A 24,864-nucleotide genomic window follows, 5' to 3' on the forward strand; every position below is an offset into this window, starting at 1 on the left:
CTCAACCATCGCGGCGATCGGGCTTCCCACAAAAAGAGACGAAGGGGCCCAGAGATTCTGAACTGGTCCCCGGGGCCTGGACCCCGCGCAGCGTCATGCAGGTGTGCTCGGCGCGCAGCACCACCCCCACTCCCTTGGGAGAAAGGTGCTCGTCCAACCACACGGCGATCTGCTTGGTCAGACGCTCCTGCACCTGGGGGCGGCGCGAGAACAGCTCCACCACCCGGGCGAGCTTCGACAACCCCACGATCCGGTCCCCCGGCAGGTAGCCGACCGTGGCCTTGCCGGTGAAGGGCAGGGCGTGGTGTTCGCACAGGCTCACGAAAGAGATGTCCCGCTGAAGGAGCAGCTCGTCGTATTTCTCGTCGTTGGGGAACGTGGTCAGGTCGAACTCGCGGGGGGTGAGCAGTTCCCGGTAGGCGTTGACCATCCGCTCCGGAGTGCGTTTGGTCGACTCGGCGGACACGTCCAGCCCGAACGCGGTGAGCAGCGCGGCCGCGGCACTGGTCGCTCGCGTCACGTCCACGACGGATCCGCCTCCTTCACCGCACGACGAACCGCCGCTCCTCACGGTCTCGACGCTCATACGGCCACCGCCTCGGGCTGCGAGACCTGCCCGGTGAACGGGGAGCGGAAGTCCTGCGGGGCCCGCTCGATCACCACACCGACACTGTCGGCGAACCGCAGGGCACCGGGTTTGTGAACGCGCACCCTCACATGGGGTGCGCCGTGGTCGACGACGACGATGCGGGCGATTTCGGTGGCCAGCGCCTCGACGGTGTTCCAGGCGTGTTCGGCCTGCACCGCGCGGATGATCGCCTTGGTGGGGGTGCGGTAGTTCCACGCGTCCTCCAGGCGGTCGCTGCGCGCGGCCTGGCGGGTGTTCGTCCTGATGCGCAGGTCGATCACCACGTCGCTGCGATCACGGCGTTCCTCGTCGCTGCAGCCGATGACACAGCGCAGTCGTAGGCCGTCGATTTCGATCTCGTCCATGGCTCTCCGTCAAGTTGCTGGGGGTTAGCAGAGCGAAGCCCTACACCCGGTGCGCAGAAAAGGCACCCGGTGTAGGGGACGAGCAACATTACGGAGATCCTGTTGCGTTCCTCCCAGCCATCAGCAGGGCCTAGCTCAGAGCTAGGAAACCGAGCAACCAGGTAAAACGGAGGTTGCTTGCGGTAAGTCCTTAGCGGTGTGGTGATGTTCGGCCCGCTTGGCTTCAGAGGGAGCCAAAGGAAGATGACGCTGCTTCACGAGGGTCAAAGAAACGCGGAGAAGATGTCGAATATGTCTGTTCCATCCAGGGATTCGATCGTGTAGTCGGCTCCCGCGCTCTGAAGCTCCTGAACAGGGCTCGCCCCCGAGGCGACCCCGATGACACGGACACCTGCGAGGTGCCCGGCCTCAACGTCCCGAGGCGTGTCCCCGATGAGAATGATGTCGGAAGCCGAAAAGGCCTCTCCGAGCTTGGCCTCGGACCGCTGGCGTGCGAAACCGACAAGAGCGGACCGGTTCACGTCGTCGTCTCCGTAAGCACCGATGTCGAGGTCGAGCCAACGGTCAAGCCCGAACACGGCAAGCTTGACCTCGGCAGCGCCTCTGGTGTTCCCCGTGAGCACACTCTGGATGATGTTCGGCTGACGGCTCAGCGCTTCCAGCGTTCCTTCCACCCCGGGCAGAACGCGTCCCCGCTCCCGCAGCTCCTCCGCGTGCTGGCGGTAGGCAGCGACCTGCGCACGCGCGAAGCGCTCGAAGAGGCCTTCGTCCGGACACCGCATGCCGTTGAGGTGGAGGGTCTCCTCCAGGAGGACTGGTTCGGTATGGCCCAAGGCTGTGGCCATACCAGCGGACATGGGCTGACCGGTTGCGCTTTCGAACGCTTCGGCGAAAACCTTACGGCCGACACCCCTCGTTTCGAGCAAGGTGTGGTCGACGTCCCAGAGTACGAACAGGTGATTGGACATCATGTCTCCGAATGGGGAAGAAGGGGTCGACAGCCGGGGAGGCAGTTCTACTATGGGCTCCTCATCCACGCTCCACCGTGAAGGGCTTGTCGATGTCTCTGGGGAAGACGTTCGCACGGCGGTTGCGATGGCACCGTTCGCGTCAGGGCAAATCCCAAGCGGTCATAGCGGGACTTGCTGGACTGAACCCCGAATACGTCGGTCAGATAGAACGTGGGAACCGCACTCCGTCACTCGACACGGTCGAAGCCCTGGCCACAGCTCTTTCGGTCCCAGTGGCGCAACTCCTCAGCGGAACCAAGGAACCCACTCGCGTGCCAACTGAGACCCAGCTCACCTCGGACCTGCATCATGCCCTCCACACGAGTTCCACGGATAAGGACCAACAGGGGCTTCGACTTTCTGATCTGCGCGAACGCGTCGATCACGCATGGAACGTATGGCAGGGAGCACCAGATCGCTACAGTCGCATCTTTCCTCTCATCGCGCCTTTGATCAGGTCAGTTACCCAGAACTGTTCTCAATCCACAGATCCGGACGACCAGCGTCTGGCTGCCGACGCCTACGGGCTCCTGCGGACCGTGGCACGCAGGACCAACCGTAAGGAACTCGCACTGCTGGCAGCCGACCGGGGAACCCGCGCGGCCGAGCGATCGTGCGACCCTGTTCGGCTGGCGACAGCTCGCTGGAACAGCAGTCACGCCCTCCTCGCCCTTGGAGAGCACGGCGCGGCGCGGGATGTCGCGCTCGACGCCATTTCCCAGGTGTCCTCGACCAGAAACCGTGACGCTGGTGCGATCACGGGCGCCCTGTGGCTGACAGCGGCGGTGGCCCAGGCCCGCTCAGGGGACAAGTTCACGGCATTGGAATGGATCAACGACCGGGCGGCGCCCCTGGCGGAGAAGACCGGTGAGACCAACGTGGGAAGGACCTGTTTCGGGCCCTCCAACGTGGCCCTGCACGCGGTCAGTATCGAGCTGGAGGACGGTCAGGCCGCGTCGGCTCTGACCCTGGCGGACCGGATCGACACCTCTCCCCTCGCTTCACGTGAACGCCACACCACGTGGTCCCTGGATCTGGCGCGTGGCCATGTCCTCCGCTTCGACCCCGGGGCGGCGATGCTGTACCTGTTGCAGGCGGAGACGACCGGCGCGGAGGACCTGCGTTACAACAGCGACGCGCACGACACGTTACGGCGGGTTCTACACCAAGCCCGGCCTTCGATCCGTACCCAAGCTGTCGGATTGACCAGGCGCCTGGGCATCGAGGAAGCGATCCTCGCTGGTTGAGAAGTTTCCCAACTCCTGGCAGGTCCTGTTGAGCGCAGCGGACATGACAGTGCGCTGCGCAGTGGGGGCGTCAGTGGCGGGGCAGGTCGCTTCGATGGATACGACGCACGGCGTCGACCTCACCGAGGGGCACGGTGTGCCGGCTCTTCATGCGTCCCTCTGCGGTGAGTGTTGAACGACGGGAGAACGTCACCAACTGCGACAGCATCTATCGCCAGCTTTCCGAGGAAGCCGGAGGAACCCGAACGAAACGCGGCTCGGCAGCACCTGAACAGGCAGGACTGCCGAGCTGTGGGGAGTACAGGGGCGGTCAGTAGTAGGCGCCCACGGCCGTCAGGTACAGGGCGCAGACGGCTCCGGCGGCGCTCGCGCCGACCAGAAGAGCACTAGCGGGGCGAGTACCGCCCCGCCAGGCAATGAAGGCTCCGGCGCAGCCGATGTGCACGGCCACGGACAGGGCCAAAAGCAGCGCAAGCAACTGGAGTACCATCGGCGGCATCACCTCCTGGGAGATCGCCGACCTACTTGGCGTCCACCCCCACCAGCTCGAGCGCGACGACCTCGACCGCCGTCGCACCAGCGATGAGGACCGGCTGCGCGCCCTGCCGGTGGCCGCCCTGATCCAACTGTGCCAACGGTTGGACCTGCACCCCAGCGACCTTCTCGGGGAACTGGACGAGCTATGCTCCCCGCGTCGACACGCACCAGGTAGGACCGAAGACGAACCGCCCGGGGATGTCGCCCAGGACGCGCGAACCATGGTGGCGGCGCTGTTGCACGCCGGGGTGCCGCTGTCCGTCGAAGAGACCGCAGGTGCCCTGGGGTGGGACTTCCCCGCGCCCGGCGACCGTCGAACACCTCCAGGCCCACACCGACCTGGTCGGCCCCTACGCACTGCGGAGAGTGGGAGCCGACACCTACACGCTGGCCTCGCGAACGGACCTGCTCACCCCAGGCCAACGCACCGCGCTGGACGGCGTCGTCGTTGCCGTGGGCGGCACCCTCCCGCAGACGCACGTCAGAGTCCTGGAGGCCCTCCTGGCGGGCTCCAGCCCCAACGGCCACGACGACGCCGCGATCGCGGACCTGCTCAAGCTGGGGCTGGTGGGCGGGTCCGTCGAGGAAGGTCTGGCGCTGGCACCGGAGGTGCTCTACAGCCTCACTCCGCGCGGCGACAGAACAGGGAGCGGTGACAGCGGGCTGTCGCTATCGTGTTGAGCGCAGCAGGGGTATCAGTGGTCGTGTGCATCAGCAAACGTGGCTGGGCCCTCCTGATCACCGTTTCCTTTGACAGTCGGTTGCCAGAGCTCAGACACCAGCGCCACTCCGGACTCTCCGCTCTCCATCGTTTCCAGGAGCCCGCTGGGACATGTGCCTGATGCCTTGCTGAAGTCCAGCGTTCCGCCGAAAAACATGGCTCCGCCGAACTCCACCCTCCCGCCGGTGAACTCAGCCCCACTGAAGTCCACCTCCCCGTCGGCGAACTCAGCCCAACCGAAGTCCACCACCCCGCCGGAGAACACAGACCCGAAGGTCACTTTCCCTCCAGTGAACGTGGCCCCACCGAAGTGCACCCACCCTCCAGTGAACGTGGCCCCACCGAAGTGCACCCACCCACCGGTGAACTTGGCCTCATGGAAATCCACCGTCGCGCCGATGAACGTGGCCCCGTGGAAATCCACCTCCCCGCTGATGAATTCGGCCCCACCGAAGTCCACCACCCCGCCAGAGAAGTGGGCACCGTGCAGGTTGCCACCGTCAAAGACGACTCCCGTGAAGTCGTAGTTCTTACCACGCCAGCGAGTGTCCTCGCGAAGGTGGTTGCCGATGATGCGGATGATGGTGTGCCGCACTTGGCGGAAGGAGGCGAACTCCAGCTTGTACTCGCGGTGTTCGGCCTTCCTTTCCTCGGTGGCGTCCTGGGGCACCGGCCCGGGGTCGGGGGTGTAGGGCATACGCAGGTAGGCGCAGAGCACGTCGATGACCATCTGAACCAAGTCGTCACGGCCTTCAGGGGCGTCGTCGGCCAGGTGGGCTAGGGCGTGCACTCCGCCCAGCCGCACCGCGGGCTCTTCCTCTCCGAGCTGCCCTACAGCCGTGGTGAACCGTTCGGTGAACAGCTTGGTGACCTCGCGCTGCTCACCGTTCTCGCTAGTGCGCTGGCGCCGGTAGGCGATCACCAGAAGCGCCACACCGCCAAGGCCGGCCACGATGGCGAAGGCGCGGGTGGTGATGGCGTCCAAGTGTTTGGGGGTGAGGTCCTTAAGCGGCTGCCAGTTGGGGGTGCCCAGCACCAGCCAGGCCAGGGCGGTCAGGACCGCGACCGCGCCCGCGGCGACCAGCCATGCGGTCAGAATCAGCCAGACCAGTCTGACCGGGGAAGTGCGCTTCCAGGCCACCCCCACCACCCCGGCTGCCAGGACCAGCGTGCACGCCCCCAGGAACCCCAGGCGCCAGGTCTGTCCGGTGGTGAGGCCGAGCAGGTCCCATACCGCTCTGATTAAAGGCCACAGCGCCACACCAGCCCCAAGCCCGCCGATGATGATCCCGTTCCAGGACAGGCCCACGCGCCGTTCGCGAAGGACCGCTATGGCTCGGGCGGTTCGTTCCTTGAAGCGTTTCCGCCACGAGTTGGTGTCGGCGGGGGGTGTTATGGCCATGGTGCGACCGTAGCCAGTCGACGGCGGGGGCGTGGAAACCTGGCCAGAGCTGGTCGCCCTTTACCCAGGACCGGATTGTACGGCACTGACATCCCGCTGCACTCAACAGCAGTGACAGTGGTTTGTCGTCACCGGTGACAGAGAGCTGTCGTTTCCAGTGACACAACGCTGTCGCTAAACATCGCTCCGGGTGCGGTGGAGGCTCTCACATGTACTCCGCCAGGCAATGTAGCGCTTCCTTAGAGTCCCCTCATGTCATGCACCACCCCGAGTCACAGGCAGCGGTCTCGTTATCCACAACCTGTGAATCCGGCACAGCAATAGCTTCGTCAAGCGGACGCCCGTACCTACTTAGGAAGACCTCGTCACGACCGAGCAAGCGTCGGCGTTCGTTGATCACCTTTTCCAGGCGCACTGACTTGGCGAACAACTCAGGTTCCTCCAACCGCTGCTGGCGCCACGACCCAACCGTCTTGAACGGACAGAAGAAACAGGCACTCTTCGGGGGGACGGGAAGTCCAGCTTCCGAAATGATCTGCTCACAATCAGCACGGCGTAGTCCAAGGTCAAGTAGCGGATACTCGATGCGTTCGTACTCCTCAGCACGGCGACGGTTGGCACGATGGATCTCGTCGAGAGAGATTCCTATGGCCACATCCGCAGGCGCGGCAGCGGTGACGCCCTGAGTACGCAGCCAGCGGCCAACAACCTTGATCTTGAAATCTGCTGTACAGGCGCGTCGCCCCGGTGCGCCGTTATGCATACGTACGGGGATCGGGATAGAGCGAGCTTCGGGCTTGATGAGCTGGCCCATCAAGGTCTCAGTGGTGCCGTCTCGCCTCGTCTTGGCCAGCTGCTTGATCTCAAGCCCGTGCTTTGCGGCAAAGGGAGCGGCGACCTGACGCAGGTACTCGAGGGTAGCCGGGTGCTCACTATCGTCGCCCACGTTGGCGAACAGGAAGATTCGGTAGTCGATCCTTCTCTGGGCGGCGAGAACGAGGAGAGCCGTGGACTGGACTCCTCCCCCGTAGGAGACGACCTTCATACGGTCAGTCACCCGCTCAGGATGAGGCGGCTCCGGCGACGGCTGGCTGCTGTTGCTGGACATGTAGAGCTCCCGCATCGTGAGAAGAACAGTAGATGTGAGATACTCTATTGACACACAGCCGCGAGATCAAGTGTTCCTCTCGCAGGAGGAGCGCGGGAGTGGCGAGGTGACAGCTACTGTCGACCGCCGCACGATACGGCAGGAAGATGAGACTAGGAGCAGGTCAGGGTGCTCGTCGTCTAGGGCGAATGAAAGCTACATGCCCTGCGTCAAGGAGCTCATCAAGAAACTTGAAGGCCTCATCGCGCTGTTCATGGGTGAAGGTGCGACCTTGTGGAAGGGGCATACGAGCCGTCGGAGAGGAGGGCGCACGTGGGGGACGCCCACGGGGCTTCTGTGGAAGTCTCTGACCCCGTTGCAGGAGTTGAACTTCTCCCCTGTCGATCGAGCGGCCCCGGTTGCGCGCATCGGCCACAATCGTCTCCAAGGCCCATAGCGGGGAACGAGACAAGATGAGATCAGCTTCCGGGAGAGTACCGCGGTTACGCCACCGAGCTATCGTCTGCGGTGTGGTGCCGAGCAAACGCGCGACCTCTTGAACACCGACGATTACTGGGATCTGATCGCCTCGCTCAACCTCGTAGCCGTCGGCCAAGCCTGACTTGTAGGCAGTGAGACGCTCAGTGGCGATCCTCCGGCCCCCGGGTGCTTCGAGGCGTTGCACGGTCGCGAGCAACCAGTAGGGGTTCCCAGAGATCACGACATCAGGGCTTGGAAGCGTTCCATCCGCCTTCCACTTCTGCGAGGTCTGGCGCTCAACGCCGAAAAGGGCAGCGATCTCTGCGTGTCCCAGCAAATACGGCATGCGCACTGCAGCCTTGCCCTCCCGTTCTTGCGCAAACGACGCTCTGCCCAGAAGAGCGACTCTGCGGTCTGTGGCTCACCAAGCGTACCGCCTGTCTACATTCACAGCTAGACCGCAGCGCCGCCGTCCAGCACACCCACCACCTGAATAGATCGTTGAATAATCTACTCCACTAGATCAAAGAATTGAAGACAGGGCAGCCCGCCAACTGCCCCGCCTTAACATAAATATTTAATTCGAATCGCTCGCAACAGGCAACCGCCGCGCTAGCTCTTCAGCCGCAACAGGGTAGCGATCGTTCTTCACAGTTCGATACGCACGAAGAGCACGATCAATCTGCGCCCGGGAATTCGGAGCGAGATGCACAAGCAGCAACTCGTAAAGCGCCTGGTTATTCTCCTTGGCCGGAATCATTTTCCCCTTGCGCTTACCATCCGGCGTCTCCTGCCACACCACAGAGAATGGGGAAGAAGTCATCTTCCAGTCCAATTCACCAAGCCGACGAAGAAGCTCGGGCCACTCCAGGAGTCCTTGCTCAACGATATGGCGAACAGCACGCGCAACTTGAATCTGAATGGCTGGCCGCATGAAGGGGTGACCTTCCCCGTCCCTGCCCTTGGGCGCACGCAAATCCCTAGGAGCAGAATGCGCCTCATAGCGATTCCGCAAATCTCCGCAAACCGAAAGAAGTTCGTCAATGCGCCTGGCGAGCACATCGTAACTCTCGTCAAGGATGTCATCTGTTGCTCGTTGGGCGGTCTTATTCAAACTCTCATGAAGGCCAAAGCCAAGGTCCGTGATCAGGTCATACAGGACACCGATCGTCGTCCAAGCAGTACCGGTGACGCCAACCTGACGCGTCGCAAGCTTAAGTTCACCATCATTGCCGACCTTGCTGAAGACTTGGACAACACCATCGCTGCGCAGGAATTCATGATCATCCAGCAGACGACGGGTAAGAATAGCGAACCCATCGTCTTCATCGAGGGCAATGTTCTCTTGAGCCGTAGTCTTAACCGCGTTCCGGTTGATGTTCGTGAAGAGGCGCCGAGTCCTCCTCCTACCCGCCTCATCATCGAAATGTGGAACAACAATCACACTGATATCTTCATGACCCAATTCCGGCTTCCGCTTAACGGCATCCTTGATAGCTTTTAGTCGGTGCTGACCATCAAGCGCAAAGAACTGATGAGTTCCATCAAATGTAAGAACCCCGAAGTTGCGGTCTACACCCGCGAGGACATCACCGTACTCTGAATCCTTTTCCATCTCCAATGGGATATACTCAGGAGCTCCCCCCCAAGCCGCAACGATAATGGCTCCAAGGAAACGGTTCTCGTTTGTTAGAAGATAGTTGGTGATCTCAGTAGTGCGGGCCCCGACACCTCGCTGAATCATGGTTCCCAGGTCCTGATTACCACCCAGCTCATGCGCAAAATTGATCTCACGAGCAACTGCTGCATAACTCATGAGACATGAGTAGTAAGACCAGTTTCCCACCTTGGCTTCAAAAGCAGGAACGAACGTCTTGGAGGGCATGGATACCTCTTCTTTGTACAGTGGATATCAGGAAGTCCAAGCGGCTCGTGGAGCACCGAGCCGTCCGCGTAGTTTAGGGCGATCAGAGTCGTTAAGGGGAGGGTTCCACAGTCGGATAAGTCTTTTCTCAAGACCCCTAATCCTGTTCCGGTCAGTCACCGTGGAGCACCAGAACTCCATCGGGCGCAGCGGAAGGTAGCAGCTAAGCCGTTGCTCACGGGTCTTCGGCTCACTATCAGCCCATAGACTCTCAGGGCTAGCGCGCAAGTACCGCCGGTATTCCTTGTACCGTCGACGGATGGTGTTCCCATAGTCTGCTTTCGATGCACCAGCCTGTCCTACGTAGAGGAGCTGCGGGAAGCTACCGCTAGAGGGGCGGCCATCTATCTGGAATTGAAACTGAGGGCGCCAGACGAACATGTACAATCCAGGTTCGTCAGGAAGAGCTGGAGTGAGGCTCTCAGTCGCCTGGTGAACTTCCCATGGCGAAGCGAACTCTCGTAAATCCTGATCTAGCTGTTGGCAGCTATCCGTGTCCAACATCCGAAGCAAGCCCACCTCAATGGGAAGCGCAGGGCTGTCCTCCTCGCGGTGCCTCTGCACCATACGGGCAAGAGCATCCCGTCCGGACTTGCTTGAAACTGACATACGAACGAGCTCCCAGTGGTTCTGCTACTCTGGTACACCTAGTGTTGCAGAGGGGATGGCGGTCTTTCATCGGACCTAGGACTAAGATTTCCTCCCGACGGGCGTCTGCAAGAAGAGTCAGCGTAGTTGAGCTGATGCATGGGCTTCGCCAAATCTTTGCTGTCACGAGAGCAGTAGATCGTCCAAAAGAGCTCCCGCCAGAGGGCAGTTAGGTCTGGCACACGAGCTTGGAATGCCTGACTTCAAAGGACGAGCTCTGCCCCCCATCTACGTTCCTCGCTATCGGTCGCCAGGTCTTCGGCAGGTGCTGTTGACGTCGCCACCGTGTGAAGCATCTTCTCAGTTTCCGAGCCTCCGGGCAGGGGCTCTCAACGTTCACAGGCGGTTCCCCGCCTAGGAGGCACCAGGTGTACGCCTTCGGCGCAGCACTGAAGGTGCCGTGAAACGGACACGCCAGGGATCCACTCACACCTGCCACCAGCAGTTGAACCACCCAGCTGCCAATCGCACTCTTACACCCCTTCCAGCTCCCTAGCGACACCCAACCTATGCACATGCGCCAAATATCGTGTCGCTCACCTTAGGCCGGCCCTCCGACAAGGTCGGACAGACCTTAATCATCCACCGGCATGGTGACGTCACCCTGGCGCCATAGGTAGATGGTGACAGGCCCAAGCTTGGTTAATACCCCTGGCCAGAGAGGAAGAGTGGCCACATTCGGCCACATGTGCGAACGTATGTCCCAAACAGGCCTGATAGTCGCTCGGCCGAGAACCGGATGCTGCTCGAACCCCCACCTTGTGCTCACCAACATCGGTGGGGTACTAGGATCACGGTGTACTGCTGGTGGAAGTGATCGAGGCCCACGTAGTGATCCACCAGTAGCCCGAAGAGCACATGACAGGGCAAACGGGGTAGATGATGACAGAGCAGGCGTCTAGCTCAGATCCGGTGTACCTCGACTACAACGCGACAGCTCCGATGCGCCCCGAGGCACGGGAAGCCGTCATCGCAGCGATGCTCACCGTCGGCAACGCTTCGAGCCCTCACGTTCCGGGACACACGGCAGCTTCCCGCGTTGACACGGCCCGCAGGCAGGTAGCTGAGCTTCTAAACTGCTCTCCCGGTGAGATCGTCTTCACATCGGGAGCGACCGAAGCCAACAACCTCGCCCTTCGCGCTAGCTCCAGTGTTGGTGGAGGCGTCATCACGAGCGCCGTAGAGCATCCTGCTGTCCTAGAAACCGCCAGAGAGCTTACGGCTGACACACCGAGCGCCCTGACACTGCTGCCGGTGGATGAAGACGGCCTGGTGGATCTGGCCGACCTGTACAAGGCGCTGGAGTTGTCGAAGGTCCCCATCGTTTCGCTGATGGCAGCCAACAACGAGACCGGGGTGCTTACCGATCTGACCCCGGTCGTGGAAGCAGCCCACTCCGCGGGAGCGTTGGTTCACACCGATGCGACGCAGATGGTGGGTCGACTGCCTGTTGACCTTGCAGAGTTAGATGTTGACCTGCTGTCGTTGTCAGCACATAAATTCGGTGGCCCTCAAGGTGTGGGGGCGCTCTTCATCCGGCGCGGAGCTGACCTGCCCTTCCGCCCACTGATCTTCGGAGGCGGGCAGGAGCGTGGCTGGAGGGCTGGCACTCTCAATGTGCCTGGTATCTCTGGCGCTGGTGCAGCCGCCGCCGCACTTATCCCCAAGCTACGCGAGGAACAGGCACGGGTCTCTGGGTTTCGTGACAAACTTGAGACGGCGCTCACTCAACAGATCAGCGGCTGCTACATCAACGGAGCACTCGAGCAACGGCTCCCCGGGGTGAGCAACGTGACCTTCCCCGGCGCACCAGCAGATGCTGTTCTCACTGCCATGCCAGAGATCGCTGCTTCGGATGGAAGCGCGTGTGCTTCTGGAGCGCCCACGCCGAGCCATGTCCTGCTCGCCATGGGGCGCAGTCGGGAAGAAGCCGATTCCGCCGTGCGCTTCTCTCTGGGCCACGCCACTACCTCTCGCGACATCGAAGCGGCGATCACTTCCACCGTTCGCGCCGTGGCGCAGGTCCGCCAGGTGCTCAGCTCCGGCGGTTGAACCCAGCAGCCATCCCCGCGTACCGCCCTTCAATCTTCTGTTTGGAAAAGAGCCCCGATGTCAGACAGTCGGCTCGCACAAGCCGCTCACTCCTCCTTCGCACGCCACGAAACGTTCACACCACGCTTCGGGTGGCTCAACAAGGCCTACACCCAAGCCAAGGAAGACCCTGGAGTGTTCATCGCCGCGGACGCCCCGGTCCGTCTCGGCGTCGGCAAGAACATGGTGGCGGCCATACGGTACTGGTCTCGGGCGTTCAAGCTGACCAAGGAAACCTATGGAGACGAGACCCAGTCTCGAGCTCTGTTGTCCTACCCGACTTGGGAAGCACACTGGCTGCTGGATGAGCAAGGAGCCGACCCTTACCTCGAGGAAACAGGAAGCCTGTGGCTACTGCACTGGTGGCTGATCAGCTCCCGCCCGGGCGCGCTGAGCTGGGCTCCCTCCTGGTACGTAGCCTTCCATCTCGCTCCCTTCTCCCGGTTCACTACCGATGATCTCAAGCGGCTCATTGTCCAGCATGTGAACCTGTCTTACCGAGAAGGCCCTGCTGAGGGCTCCATCCTCAAGGACATCGACTGCATCTCCAAGATGTATGCGCTGCCCACCCAGCACGCCAAGAACGGTGCTCCCGGCACCTTCGAAGACCTGCTCCTGTGCCCGTTCCGCGAACTCGATCTTCTCGAACAGGTCGGCACACGTGGCAAGCCAGAATGGCAGTTCACTCGAGGCTCCCGTACCTCTCTGCCGCCCCGGGTGCTGGCCTACGCCTGCCTCGACTACGCAGCCCGCGTCACACACAGGAGCGGCTCAATTTCCCTGGCGCGTCTAGCTAACGAGCCTGGTTCTCCCGGCCGGGCTTTCCGTGTGCGTGAACCAGACATCGCCTCTGCTCTGGAGAGGGTGATCGGTTCCCACCCACAGCTGCAAATCACCGAAGCTGTCGGTCAGCGCAGCCTCTCGTTCTCTACCGATCCTTTCGAGCTCGCCTGGGATGTTCTCGACACCCAGTACGGCAACATCCGGTCGCGTGAAGGCTTTCCTACCCGCGCTGAGTGGTATCACCGCCACCCCAAACTCGCCGAGGCTGAGCGTCGCGAACTCAAAGACCGCACCGCCGGCGAGGCCCAGCTCCAGCTGCTTGTTGAGGAGAACGCGTGACCACGACTGCACTCACCCGCCCCAACACCACAGGCAGCGACATGGAAGACCCGCAGTTTCCCACAGGGATCAGCCTTGTAGGCTCCCAAATGCGTTCCACCAACCTTGAACGCGACGTTCAGGAGCCTTTGCACGACCCCTACATCGGTGCACGCGCCGTGGACGTACTCGACCGCCTCGCTGGCGCGCTCGAGGATCTTCGAAGGACTCGTGCATGGTCACTCACCGGCCCGTACGGGTCGGGCAAGTCGACCCTGGCCAACATCATCCATGCGCTCCTCGGTGATGACGAGGACCGCAGGGCACAGGCCGAGAAGCTTCTCGATCAGACGAGCCCTGGCCTCAGCCACAGGATCTCTGGGGGTCGAAACGAGCTCACCGAAGAAGGATTCCTCGGGGCTGTAGCGACGGCCCGACGAGAGCCATTGACCACGACTCTGGCGCGTGCCTTGCACACCGCAGCCCAGAAGCACTGGACCCAGGAGGAGACCCCCTCAGAGATCAGTGCGGCCCTGGCCAACTGCACTGCCCCTGCCACCGCTGGCCCTCAAAGCATCCTCGAAGCAGTCGCTGCCCTGTGCGCAAAGGCTCCAGTGCTGCTGGTCATCGACGAGTTCGGCAAGACCCTGGAGCACCTGGCCGCACAAAGCGAATCCGCCAGCGCCGAGGACGACCTGTTCCTGCTCCAGGAAATCGCAGAACGCAGTGCTGGCCGACAAGGGCACCGGCTCTTCCTGATAACCCTGCAGCACATGTCGTTCATGGACTACGCCGCACGGTCAAGCGATCTACAGACCCGTGAGTGGGCCAAGGTCCAGGGGCGATTCGAGGACATCACCTTCACGCCGCATCTGGGTGATGCTGTGCAGCTCATGCGTCGCAGGCTCGACAGCACCGCAGTAACCGAACACGGTCAGGGGCTCATCGACTCCTACGCCCAAGCGGCTGAGGAGAGCTGGCGTGAGCACGGGCTCAATGCGGTGGTCGACCTGAGCTTCGAGGATTTCGCTGACCTGTACCCCTTGCACCCTCTGACCGCGATCGCGGCCCCCTACCTCGCCGCGCAGATTGGCCAGCACGATCGCAGTCTGGCGAACTTCCTCAACAGCGACGAGCCCAACACGGTCCGCCGCTCCCTGGAGGCCTACGCGCAAGCGACACCAGACACAATCAGCACCATCCGCCTGCCCCAGCTCTACGACTTCTTCCTCGATTCCGGACGTACCTCCCTGCTCGCCTCCTCCCACGCCAGCCGCTGGATCGAGGTTGAAAGCCGAATCGACCGGGCCACAGGGCTGTCTGCGCGCGACCAGGAGATCATGCGCGCGGTCGGCATGCTGAACCTGATGGACTCCGACGGTGCACTCCGGGCCACCACAACGATGGTCTACTTCGCACTGCACGACCCACAGGAGCCGTTCGATGACGCCGCCTACGCGGACCTGCAGAAGCGACTGGACCATCTCAAAACAGCCCAGCAACTACTCGTCCTGCGTGGCTACAGCGGCGAATATCGGGTCTGGGAAGGCACGGATGTCAATATCGGCAAGCGCGTCGAGGAGATCATCAAACACCTCGACACACCGGCAATCCTGCGCAAGCTCAAGGACCACCTCCCCGCAGCTGTGGTCGCTGGCAGGCACAGTCAGGTCACTGGGATGCAGCGGGCCCTGTTTGTTGAAGCCACAGGACCCGATACCCAGGAAGTCCACGCTCTAGGTGACCTAGGCCCTTATGCCGACGGTCTACTGGTGTTCCACTTCGGAAGCCTTGAGGACCTTCCGGTCGTCGATACCGACCTTCCTGTAGTCCTCGGAACCACGGACAAACCCGAGCTTGTCCTCAAAACCGCGAAGCACTTCGTTGCGCTTCAGGATCTGCTTTTGGACAAAGAGCTGGACCATGTGGCACGCCGTGAGATCAGCGAGCGCGCCGCCATGGCTAAGACCGAACTCATGAAGCAGCTGAACGCTGCTTTCTTCCCGCCGAGCCAGCACGCGGCCTGGCGACTGTGGGTTTCCGGCATCCCCAAGGATGCGGATGAAGGCAACATCATCGAAGGCCGCAGCCTCAGCGCCCTTGCCTCCATCGCCTGCGACCGGGCCTTCCCTGCGAGCCCGCATGTGCGCAATGAGATGCTCGGCCGGACAGAGCTGAGTAGCCAGGGCGCCAAGGCCCGCCGGGAGCTTCTCACCGCGATGCTCACCAGGTCCGGTGAGCGGTACCTGGGCATCATCAAGTACCCGGCCGAACGGGCGATGTACAGCGGTGCCCTCGCTTATATGGGCTTGCACCGTGAGAACACGGCCGCTCCCGTAGGTGACAACGCCACCTCCATCCTCCCGTACGGGTTCTCCCGGCCAGGCCCTCAGCATGCCCATGCCCAGCCTGCCTGGACAGCACTTGAGGACGCGCTGACCGAGGCTCATGAGCGCACCAGCCTCGACAAAATCTTCCAAGTCTTGGCTCGACCCCCGTACGGGGTGAAGGAAGGGGTCATTCCCCTGCTCGTCATCACGGCGTTGATCATCCGCGGTGAGGACGTGGCCCTGTTCGAGGAGGGAACCTACCGCCCACGGCTGACGGCCGACATCGTTGAGCGAATCGTCAAGGCCCCGTACCGCTTCGAGGTCAAGTCGACCCCGGTCGGGGATGGTCTGCGGGCCAGCGTAGTCAAGAAGCTCACCAAAGCCCTTGATGTCGATGCGCCTCGATCCCAGGCCCTGCGTAACCCGACGCTGCTCGCTGTCGCACGAGCCCTGCTCGAGCGGATCATGGTGTTGACCCCCTACGGGCGTCGCACACGCCGTCTCAGCAAGGACGCTGTGGCTGTTCGCAATGCTCTGCTCCGAGCCCAAGATCCAGACGATCTGCTCTTCCGCCTCCTTCCCGAGGCTTTGAAGATGGAGCCGATCAGGCCGGAGATGAAGAAGAGCACTCCAGAGAACAAGGGCTTCGCTGAGCGCCTCACCGCAGCGGTGAAGGAGATCTCCGAGACGGATAGTGCACTGCGCTCAGAGGTAGTACAGGTGATCAGCCGGGAGTTTCGTCTCAGCTCCGAGCTGCCACAGATGCGCAAGGAACTCGCGGCCCGCCTCAAGGGGTTCGAAGGGGTCTACCTCAGCACCGAGCTGCGAGGTTTCGTCTCTATCGCGTTGAACAGCACTCTGGATGACGAGGACTGGCTCGAGCCGATGGTCGTCCGGCTGACGAACTCAGCCCTAGGTGACTGGGCTGACACCGATGCGCAAGCCTTCCCCAGCAGGGTCCGCGAGATCGCCCAGGCCCTTGACCGTGTCAGCCACCTTCACCAAAACCCCAGTAACGATGACGAGCAGCAGGAGGCTCTCGACACGCGCCTGCTCACCCTCACCGGCCGTGATGGCAGCGAGCAGCGTGCCTTGCTCTATGTCCCCGAGAAGACCCAGCGAGAAGCGCAGGAGCTTGCTGTCAGTGCCATGAGGCAGGCTGAAGAAATGCTCGGCGCCGACGGAGCTCGCATCCTCCTCGCTGCACTCGCCCAGCACGTGACCACGCCCGCAGAGCCGACCAACGATGGAAAGGACTGAGTGACGATGACCGATGACGCCCCAGCGAAGAAGGTCCGGCACGTCCTGGGCATCTCAGGCGGCAAGGACTCCTCCTCCCTTGCTATCTACATGCGCGACCGAGTGCCCGACATGGAGTACTTCTTCTGCGACACCGGTGCTGAACTCCCTGAAACCTACGAGTACCTCAACCGGCTCGAGGCTGCCCTAGGCAAGTCGATCGTGCGCCTCAACGCTGACCGCGACTTTGATCACTGGATGGAGGTGTACCAGGGCACGCTCCCCTCCCCCCAAATGCGCTGGTGCACCAAGAACCTGAAGCTCAAGCCACTCGAGGACTGGGTTGGCGAGGACGAGGTCATCTCCTATGTGGCGATTCGCGCTGACGAGAACCGCCTCGGGTATGTGAGCACCAAGCCCAACATCAAGGCGGTGTTCCCCTTCAGGGAAGATGGCATCGACCGAAGCGGCGTCGACCGCATCCTTGACGAAGCCGGTATCGGTCTGCCCGACTACTACGAGTGGCGCACCAGGTCCGGCTGCTACTTCTGCTTCTTCCAGCGGAAGCACGAATGGCTTGGGCTGAAGGACCGCCACCCTGACCTGTTCGAGAAGGCCGTCGCCTACGAGGAGAAGGTCAGATACCGGCACAAGGCGATGCAGGGCCGCAACTACACCTGGACTCAGGGAGAGTCACTCAACGAGCTCGTCGAACGACGTGAGGAGATCGAGGAGCGCCACCAAGCGGCGTTGGAGCGCGCTGCCAAGCGGGCCAAGCCTAACCGGCCTCTGCTTGAAGTCCTCTCGAATGCTCTGGACGAGGACGATGACGAGGCTGGCTGCTCGGTCTGCCACCTCTGATGCCGGGTAGAACCCGTCCTTGAGTGTGCATGTCAGGGGCAGCGGACGTAAGGCCGCTGCCCCTGAAGCTTTTGAAAGTCGCGCGACGAGGAATTCGATCGCTCCTCACTCCCGACATAGAAAGCTGTTGTACCTGGGTAAGGCTCACCATGCCGCTGTGTTCAGCAACCGAACACAACCTCTCGCGTTTACCAGGACATTCACTTCTGCGTGCACGGGGCTCGTCGCGAACGAACTGTGGAAACGCGAGCCATGGTCTTCTCGCGTCCTGTGCCTGGGGCTTACACCCGCCCCTGTGACCTGGCCACATTCATCCTCACACAACAGGAGCCAAGGATCCGCTTCAGCGCCCGATCAAGCTCCTCAGCCGGGGCGAACGGCGGACATGAAGCGAGCCGAGTAGTACGGCCCCTCCACCGGTTCCACACGGATGGTCGTGCCCGTACGTGGGGCGTTGACCATCTGACCCTCGCCGACGTACATGGTCACGTGCGAGGGCGCGGGCCCGCTCCCGGTGTCGTAGAAGAGCAGGTCCCCCGGTACAAGGGCGTCCAGCGAAACCCGGGTGCCGATGTTGACCTGGTCGGTGGTCACCCGCGGGATCGCCACCCCGGCGGCTCTCCAGGCCATCATGGTCAGCCCCGAGCAGTCGAAGCCGTCGGGCCCCACACCACCCCACACATACGGCTTGCCGACCTGCCCGAGCGCCCACTCCGCGGCCGCCCTCCCCCGCTCGCTCCCCTCCCCCGGAACCGTGTGCCCGCTGTCGGAGGCGGCGGCTGCGGCGGCGGCGATCTCCTCGTACTCGGCGATGTGCTCCAGGACGCTCTCCACGTAGTCGTCCCAGGCGTTGTAGCGGAACAGTGCCGCGCGGAGCTGCTCCGGGTCGGTGAAGTCGACCGTGTCCTGGGCGTGGCTGGTGCACAGCTCCACGGCGGTGGCCAGGGCGGCGTCGTAGACGTTGTGCGGGTCCGCCCGGCCATCACCGTTGCCGTCGACGCCGTACTCCGCCCACCAGGCGGGCAGGAGCTGGGTGACGCCGACGGCCGCGTCGAACTCGGTGTCGCCGTCCCAGCGGCCGCCGTCGGTGTCGGGGTGCGGGGTCCAGTTGTCGCCCGCCCCGGTTCCGTCCAGGAGGGGGCCGATGACGGGCGGGTCGGTGTCGCCGTTCTCGGCGATGTCGTGCCCGGCCGCGTGGTGGGACTCCTCGTGGCCGATCCCCGCCAGGATCGGCCAGCTCATGCCCGTGCAGCCCGGGTGGAGGTGGGCGAGGCGCTCGGCGGCCCTGCGGTAGGCGTCCAGGAGGATGTCGGAGACCCCCGGTACCCGGAGCGTCCGGGCGTCGGCCTCGCGTTCGCGTTCCTCTCCGCCGATGGCCACGGCCCCGATCAGGGGCACCAGCAGGAGCAGGCCGACGGCCGCTCCGAGGGCCGCTTTGAGCATCGCGCCACCGCCGCCGGTTCAGGCGAGTGCCACGAGCGGGCGGACCGCGCAGGTCGCGTCGCCCGCTCGGCGCCAGACGGGGCGGGTGGGGCCGAAGCGGTCGAGCTGTTCCAGGGTGGTGACGTGGACCGGCACCTCCTCCCCGCCCGCGCCGAGGGCGTGGCACAGCGAGGTGAGGCGCCCGGAAGAGGTGGCCACGAACAGGACCGGGGAGCGCAGGCCGGTCTCCTCGGCCAGGTCGCGGTAGCGGCTGACCTTGGCCGCGACGCGCAGGAGAGGTTCGCTGCCGGTGTCGAACTCCACGAAGGCGTCCAGGGTGGTGCCGTCCTGGCGCCAGCGCAGGTAGCCGTCGGGGCGCACGTGGTGTCCCCAGATCTTGCGGCACCGGGCCTCGGACCACCAGCGCTGGAGGACCGCCCCTCGGGTGAGGCGCGCGCCGGCCGCGAAGCACACGTAGGTCTGGGCCAGGCCGGTCACGTGGCCGAGCTGGCGGGAGATCACCAGGTTGCGGTGGAACTCGGGTCGGTAGCCGATGCCGTCCACGGTGGTGTGCCAGCGGTCGGCGAGCAGGCGGGCGCCCTCCCTGCCGAGGGTCCAGTGGTAGGGGACGCGGGCGTGGGTGTGGGGCGGCAGGAAGCGGTCGGTGAACCCGTCCGCGGCCAGCTTGAGCAGGCGGCGCTGCACGGCGCGGGGGCTGGTGCCGCGGAAGAACAGCGCGCCGACGTGCGGGGTGGTCAGGACGCGGTGGGCGTGCAGGGCCTGGAGGATGTGGATGTCGCGGTCGGTCAGGTCGGTGGTGCCCATCAGCGTGTTTCCCCTCGCTGTCGCGGATCGGTCCCCTTGGTGCGGGTCGGAGTGGGGCTGAAGCGGCGGGCGGCTCGGCGGACCTGGCGGGCGCGGCCCCGGACCGGGTCGGGCAGCGCGAGCGTGCGCATGGTGGCGGCGGGCAGTTCGGCGGCGCCGTGGAGGGTGCGCACCGCGGCCTGGTAGGGGCCCAGGTGGGACAGGTCGTAGGCGTTCAGGTGCGGGAGCGTGTGGCGTTCGAGCTTGGCGGCGTCGTCCGGGGAGGCGTTGAAGAACACCTTCGTGCGGCAGTTCGCCGCCACGGCGGCACGGGTCTGGGCGGGCAGCTGTCCCAGTTCCTGGTGGGCGATGACCAGCCCGGCGCGGTAGCCGCGGGCCTCGGCGAGCATGTCGGCCAGTGAGCCCGGCAGGCGCAGGAAGTTCGCGGCCTCGTCGAGGTAGACGGTGGTGTCGGGGCGTTCGCGTTCGGGGACGTCGGCGCGGGCGGTGACGGCGTTCCAGGCGGCGGCCAGGGCGATGGTGCCGACGAGGGAGGCGGTGTCCTCGCCCAAGCGCCCCTTGGGCAGGCGCATGAGGACCAGGCCGCCGTGGTCGAGCAGGGCGGGCAGGTCCAGGGTGGAGGCGCCCGAGGCCAGGACGGCCGCCGCCCAGGGGCGCAGCAGGATCGTGCGCAGCTTGTTCAGGACCGGGTCGGTGGCGGCGGCGCGCATCTGCGGGCTCTGGCGTTCGTACCAGCGCCAGAACTCGCCGAGCGCTCCCGTGGCCCGGGCGGAGAGCAGCAGCCGGGCGCGCCAGGCGTCGTCGCCCAGCAGGCGCGGAATGTGTCCGAGGGTCAGGCCGGGGTCCTGGGCGCGGGCGAGGGTGAGCGTGCCGGCGCGCAGGATGTCCTCGGTGCGCGGACCCCAGGAGTCGGCGTAGACCCGGCGGAAGATGCCGGTGACGGTGTCGGCGGCGTGCTCGGGGGTGCCGAGCTGGAGGATGTTGAGCCGGGGCGGCGGCGCGGGGTCGGCCGGGTCGAACACGACCGTGCGCCCGACGGCGCGCTTGGGCAGGCGGTCCAGGACGTCCAGGACCAGGTCGCCGCGCGGTTCGATGACCAGGGCGCTGCGTCCGGCCTCGGCGTCCTGGCAGATCATGCTGGCCAGCAGGGTGGACTTTCCCGATCCGGTCTTGCCCATGACGTGGGTGTGCTGGCGGGCCTCCTCGATCCCGTGGGCGACGGGTCGGCGCGGTCCGGCGTCGGCCTCGCCGAGAACGCGGACGCGGCCCGCGCGGGGCAGGTCGGGGCCGGGCGCGACGCGGCGGGCGCTGGCGCGGGTGAGGCCGGGGACGGCGGCGTCGGTGGGCAGGTGGGCGATCGCGGCGAGTTCGTCGGTGGTGAGCAGGTAGCCGCGGGCGAGGTGGCGGCGGCCCGTCCACAGGCCGGGGAAGGGCATCCACCGGCGGCTGAGCGCGTTGAGTCCGGACGTGTAGGCGGCCAGGGTCGCGGCGATGGCGCGGGTGCGGGCGCGCAGGCGTCGGCGGGCCTGCTCTCCGGCGTGCTCGGTGGTGGCCAGGCAGTCGATCTGGCAGGCCAGGCGGGGCGCGGCGGACTTGTTGAGGATGGCGCGGACGTCGTCGGTGACGCCCGGGTAGGTGGGTGTGCGCACTGTCGCCCCGGACAGGGGCGAGGCGTGCAGACCTCGCAGGCGGGCGGCGGCGGAGCGGGCTCGGGCGGCCCTGGTGGCGGTGGCGGGGCGGGCGCACACCCGCAGGACCGCGTGCTGGCCGGGCGCGAGGTCGGCGAGCTCCCCGAAGAGGCCGCGCAACGGGTCGTCGGCGAACTTGGCGCGCAGCGGGTAGTGGTCGCCGCGCGCCATGGCGATCCAGTGGCCGAAGGCGTGTTCGCCGCGCGGAACGGAGGCGGTGGCGGGCCACAGGCTGGTGGTGGCGCCGGGCCAGGCGGCGGCCACGGCCCGCTCCAGCGCGCGGGCGTTGACGGTGCCCGGAATCCAGAGCTGGACGCGCACCCCCGCCGCGGAGGCGACGTACTCCCAGGCCAGGTGCGGCGGCAGGAGCTGGTGGGTCCAGCGCGGACGCAGCAGACCCAGGGTGTGGGACCAGAACGCACGGGCGTGGTCGACGGTGGCCTCGGGCGGCGCGTGCACCTCCAGGACCTTCGCGCCGCGCGACAGATAAGCGGTGCGGGTCAGGCGCCAGGCCAGCACCCAGGCCGCCCACGCGCACAGGGCGGACGCGGCCGCCGCTGCGGCGGCCGGGAACGCGGGGTCGACGGCGATCATCCTCGGTCCTCCCTCTCCATGCGGGCGAGTTCGGCGGGGTCGGTGGTGATCAGCCGGTGTTCCTCGGGTGAGGCCAGGGCGCGGAACACCGCCCGGTGGTGCCCGGACGTGAGCAGCGCGCTGCCGCGTTCGGCGGTGGCGACGATCTGCCGTTCGCCGTGCGAGAGGTGGAAGGACTCGCACACGGCGTCGAGGTTCTGCGGGGCCTGGTGGAGCAGGATCTGGGTGGCGGCGTTGGCGGCCACCGCGCGTCCGAGGTCGGTGGCGAGCAGGTCGGCCACGTCCTGGGTGACGAGGGTGAGCCCGGCCCAGTGGCGGCGGGCGTTCTTGGCGAGGTTGAACAGGTATCTGGCGCCGACGGGGTCGCGCAGCAGCGACCAGCCCTCGTCGATGGTGATCAGCCTTGGCTGGCGGTGGGCGGAGTCGCGGACCTGGGACCACAGGGCGTCCAGGACCAGCAGGAGGCCGGTGGTGCGCAGTTCGTCGGGCAGGTGGCGCAGCGAGACGACCGTGAGATGGCCGGTGAGCGCGGCGGTGCTGGGTCCGTCGAACAGCCCCCGGTGGGAGCCGTCGGTGAAGGGCGCCAGCTTGTCGGCCAGCAGGTGCGCGGCCCGGGCTCGGTCGCTTTCGTGGTCGGCCCCGTCTCCGGTGTCGCGCAGGACGGCGACGAGGTCGGCCAGGATCGGCGGCGTGCGGTTCCAGGTGGCGGGGTCGCGTGTGATGCCGCGTTCGGCGTAGGCGGTCAGCACCGCCCGGTCCAGGGCGGCGCTCTCGGCGGCGTCCAGGGCTCCGACCATGACCGAGACCAGGGTGTGCAGGAACAGGACCCTGGTGGTGAAGGCCTCCTCACCGGTTCCGGGCAGGTCGAAGGGGTTGAGGCGCCCGTCCGGCCGCCCCAGCCGCACATGCTGGCCGCCCACCGCGTCGGCCATCGCCGCGTACTCGCCGGTGGGGTCGATGACGCTGGCCCGCACCCCCGCGTACAGGGCGCGCAGCAGTTCGAGCTTGGCGAGGTAGGACTTGCCGCTGCCGCTGCGGGCCAGGATGACCGCGTTGCCGTTGTCCAGGTCGCCGTTGAACCGGTCCCAGGCGACCAGCCCGCCGGAGTGGACGTTCTCGCCGTAGACGACCGCGGTCTCCCCCAGCTCGGCGGCCAGGTCGGGCGAGGACAACGGCATGAGCGCCGCGACCGCGTCGGTGTCCATGGTCCGCGCCGCGCCCACCGGGTCGGTGCCCAGCGGCAGGGTCGCGATCCACCCGGCCAGGGGCCGGTAGGTGGCCGGGGCCAGGTCGACCAGGATCGAACCGGCCAGCGCGGAAAGGCGGCCCACCTCGGCGTCCAGCTCCTCAGGGGTGGCGGCGTGCACCGTCAGGTACACCGCGAGCCGGAACAGCCGCGCCTCCCCGCCCGCCACGCGTTCGGCCAGCAGGGCGGCGTCCTGCGCCGCGGCCGCCCGCTGGGGGTCCTCCAGCCCTCCCCGGGCGGCGTCGGTCCGCCAGGCCGACTCCAGGCGGGCCCGGCGTCGGCGCAACCGGTGCGCGGCGACCTGTCCGGGGACCGGGACGACGTGGACGGCGATGTCGACGTGGCCGGGGTAGGTGAGCAGCGGGTCGGCCCACCCGGCGTGGACGTCGTGCGGGTAACCGGTGACGATCATGGTCTGGGCCAGGCGCCCGTCCAGATCCAGGCGGCGCGGGTACAGGCGGACGGCGGGTCCGCCCGGGGTCCGTCGATCGTGCACGGTCATCGCTCCTCCTGCGTGGTGGTCAGCGGGCGGGTTCCCGAGTCCGGGTTCAGGGAGGAGCGCAGCACGCGCTCGGCGGCGGGGCCGTCGCACAGGCGGGCGCGCACGCCGAGGGCGGCGAGCTGGGACACCGCGTCCTCCGCCCGCCACAGCAGTCCCTCACCCACCTCGCGGACGGGGCCGTCGGCGGTCAGGACCAGCAGCACCCGGTGGTGGACGAGCTGGTGGCGGCGCTGGAGGTCGTCGAGGAAGGCCCCGTGCGCCAGGGCCGCGCGCCTGAGCCTGGGATGCGGGAGCGTCCGGGCCCGGTCGCGGGTGCCGCGTACGTGCGCGTCCAGGTCCGTCCGGCGGCGCTGGACGACGAACTGGGCGGGCTCGGCCAGGGAGTCCAGGAAGGCGGCGAAACCGGCCAGGATCTGGTCCTGCTCCTGCCCGGAGGCCAGGTGGAAGGGCACGGTGGAACAGGTCAGGACCACCGCGCACCGCTGCCCCAGGTCGACGGTGCCGTCGTCGTGCACCGCCGCGGCGGGCAGGTTCAGCGGTGCCAGGCGCGGCCCCCGGGCGGTCCTGGGCGCCCACCGGGGCAGGCGGACCCGCGGCGCCGCGGGCGCGCGGTGCTTGGCGTGCAGCAGCCAGAGCACGGACAGCGCGGCGAGGCGGTCCAAACCGATCCCGTCGCGACGGCCGAGCGCGAGCACCCAGGACAGGGCGAGCACCGCCGCGCTGACCGCGACCGAGGCCCACAGCGGTAGGAAGCCCGCCAGCGGTGAGAACAGCGCCCAGGTGGTGAGCGCGGCGGGCGTGAGCAGGAGCAGTTGGCGGGCGGTGAGGTTCCACAGGACGGGTTCGGGCCGGTCGATGTCGGCCGGGATGCGGGCGTGCCAGACGGAGTCCTCGTGGTCCACGGTCGGTTTCCCCT

The 24,864-nt window shown here is 65.6% G+C and carries 17 protein-coding genes and 1 pseudogene; 7 read left to right on the top strand and 11 right to left on the bottom strand.

All coding sequences use genetic code 11. The features are described from left to right. Position 1: 1 nt before the first annotated feature. The 3 genes from folE to ACSTA4_RS26800 all read right to left on the bottom strand — a co-directional run bounded on the left by folE (position 2) and on the right by ACSTA4_RS26800 (position 1,961). Positions 2-526, bottom strand: coding sequence for a GTP cyclohydrolase I (gene folE, locus ACSTA4_RS26790; RefSeq protein ID WP_444961505.1), 525 nt, complete (start codon positions 524-526; stop codon positions 2-4). Between the two features lie 56 nt (positions 527-582). Next, a complete protein-coding gene (locus ACSTA4_RS26795) occupies positions 583-993 on the bottom strand; it encodes a dihydroneopterin aldolase (RefSeq protein WP_444961506.1) in 411 nt (136 codons plus the stop codon). A 263-nt stretch (positions 994-1,256) separates the two neighbouring features. Continuing rightward, positions 1,257-1,961, bottom strand: a complete 705-nt coding sequence (locus ACSTA4_RS26800; protein ID WP_444961507.1) for an HAD family hydrolase — start codon at positions 1,959-1,961, stop codon at positions 1,257-1,259. A 92-nt stretch (positions 1,962-2,053) separates the two neighbouring features. Between ACSTA4_RS26800 and ACSTA4_RS26805 the strand changes: the two are divergent. The 3 genes and pseudogenes from ACSTA4_RS26805 to ACSTA4_RS26815 all read left to right on the top strand — a co-directional run. Further along, a pseudogene (locus ACSTA4_RS26805) lies at positions 2,054-2,233 on the top strand (helix-turn-helix domain-containing protein); the annotation flags it as partial. A 42-nt stretch (positions 2,234-2,275) separates the two neighbouring features. Continuing rightward, positions 2,276-3,250 (top strand): hypothetical protein, encoded by a 975-nt coding sequence (locus tag ACSTA4_RS26810; protein WP_444964313.1) that lies wholly within the window; start codon positions 2,276-2,278, stop codon positions 3,248-3,250. Positions 3,251-4,063: 813 nt separating this feature from the next. Continuing rightward, positions 4,064-4,468, top strand: coding sequence for a hypothetical protein (locus ACSTA4_RS26815; protein ID WP_444961508.1), 405 nt, complete (start codon positions 4,064-4,066; stop codon positions 4,466-4,468). A 14-nt stretch (positions 4,469-4,482) separates the two neighbouring features. Here ACSTA4_RS26815 and ACSTA4_RS26820 read toward each other — a convergent pair whose 3' ends face one another. The 3 genes from ACSTA4_RS26820 to ACSTA4_RS26830 form a co-directional block, all read right to left on the bottom strand. Continuing rightward, positions 4,483-5,910 (bottom strand): pentapeptide repeat-containing protein, encoded by a 1,428-nt coding sequence (locus ACSTA4_RS26820; protein WP_444961509.1) that lies wholly within the window; start codon positions 5,908-5,910, stop codon positions 4,483-4,485. A gap of 250 nt (positions 5,911-6,160) precedes the next feature. Next, a complete protein-coding gene (locus tag ACSTA4_RS26825; protein ID WP_444961510.1) occupies positions 6,161-7,018 on the bottom strand; it encodes a phosphoadenosine phosphosulfate reductase in 858 nt (285 codons plus the stop codon). Positions 7,019-8,054: 1,036 nt separating this feature from the next. Next, entirely contained in the window at positions 8,055-9,362 is a 1,308-nt protein-coding gene (locus ACSTA4_RS26830; RefSeq protein WP_444961511.1) for a DGQHR domain-containing protein, read from the bottom strand. Between the two features lie 1,599 nt (positions 9,363-10,961). Here ACSTA4_RS26830 and ACSTA4_RS26835 point away from each other — a divergent pair. Genes ACSTA4_RS26835 through ACSTA4_RS26850 form a run of 4 tightly spaced genes read left to right on the top strand, consistent with a single transcriptional unit; the run spans position 10,962 to position 17,671 of the window. Then, positions 10,962-12,101 (top strand): cysteine desulfurase family protein, encoded by a 1,140-nt coding sequence (locus ACSTA4_RS26835; RefSeq protein ID WP_444961512.1) that lies wholly within the window; start codon positions 10,962-10,964, stop codon positions 12,099-12,101. A 57-nt stretch (positions 12,102-12,158) separates the two neighbouring features. After that, positions 12,159-13,262: a DUF4007 family protein gene (locus ACSTA4_RS26840; protein ID WP_444961513.1), complete on the top strand. Its 1,104-nt coding sequence runs from the start codon at positions 12,159-12,161 to the stop codon at positions 13,260-13,262. Continuing rightward, positions 13,259-16,831 carry an ATP-binding protein gene (locus ACSTA4_RS26845; RefSeq protein WP_444961514.1) on the top strand — a complete coding sequence of 1,191 codons (3,573 nt, stop codon included), beginning with the start codon at positions 13,259-13,261 and terminating at the stop codon, positions 16,829-16,831. The genes ACSTA4_RS26840 and ACSTA4_RS26845 overlap by 4 nt, the downstream gene beginning before the upstream one ends. 6 nt (positions 16,832-16,837) lie before the next feature. Continuing rightward, on the top strand, positions 16,838-17,671 hold the full coding sequence (locus tag ACSTA4_RS26850; protein ID WP_444961515.1) for a phosphoadenosine phosphosulfate reductase domain-containing protein: 834 nt from the start codon (positions 16,838-16,840) through the stop codon (positions 17,669-17,671). Positions 17,672-18,034: 363 nt separating this feature from the next. Here the strand turns inward: ACSTA4_RS26850 and ACSTA4_RS26855 are convergent, their stop codons facing one another. The 5 genes from ACSTA4_RS26855 to ACSTA4_RS26875 are packed head-to-tail and all read right to left on the bottom strand — an operon-like array spanning position 18,035 to position 24,850. Further along, positions 18,035-19,114, bottom strand: coding sequence for a C40 family peptidase (locus ACSTA4_RS26855; RefSeq protein WP_444961516.1), 1,080 nt, complete (start codon positions 19,112-19,114; stop codon positions 18,035-18,037). Positions 19,115-19,132: 18 nt separating this feature from the next. Continuing rightward, positions 19,133-19,918 (bottom strand): replication-relaxation family protein, encoded by a 786-nt coding sequence (locus tag ACSTA4_RS26860; RefSeq protein ID WP_444961517.1) that lies wholly within the window; start codon positions 19,916-19,918, stop codon positions 19,133-19,135. Beyond that, positions 19,918-22,200 carry a type IV secretory system conjugative DNA transfer family protein gene (locus ACSTA4_RS26865; RefSeq protein WP_444961518.1) on the bottom strand — a complete coding sequence of 761 codons (2,283 nt, stop codon included), beginning with the start codon at positions 22,198-22,200 and terminating at the stop codon, positions 19,918-19,920. The genes ACSTA4_RS26860 and ACSTA4_RS26865 overlap by 1 nt, the downstream gene beginning before the upstream one ends. Beyond that, positions 22,197-23,948, bottom strand: a complete 1,752-nt coding sequence (locus ACSTA4_RS26870; protein WP_444961519.1) for a VirB4 family type IV secretion system protein — start codon at positions 23,946-23,948, stop codon at positions 22,197-22,199. The genes ACSTA4_RS26865 and ACSTA4_RS26870 overlap by 4 nt, the downstream gene beginning before the upstream one ends. Beyond that, a complete protein-coding gene (locus tag ACSTA4_RS26875) occupies positions 23,945-24,850 on the bottom strand; it encodes a PrgI family protein (RefSeq protein WP_444961520.1) in 906 nt (301 codons plus the stop codon). Before ACSTA4_RS26875 ends, ACSTA4_RS26870 begins: the two co-directional genes overlap by 4 nt. Between the last annotated feature and the right edge of the window lie 14 nt (positions 24,851-24,864).

The sequence above is a fragment of the Nocardiopsis sp. M1B1 genome (genome assembly GCF_052466615.1).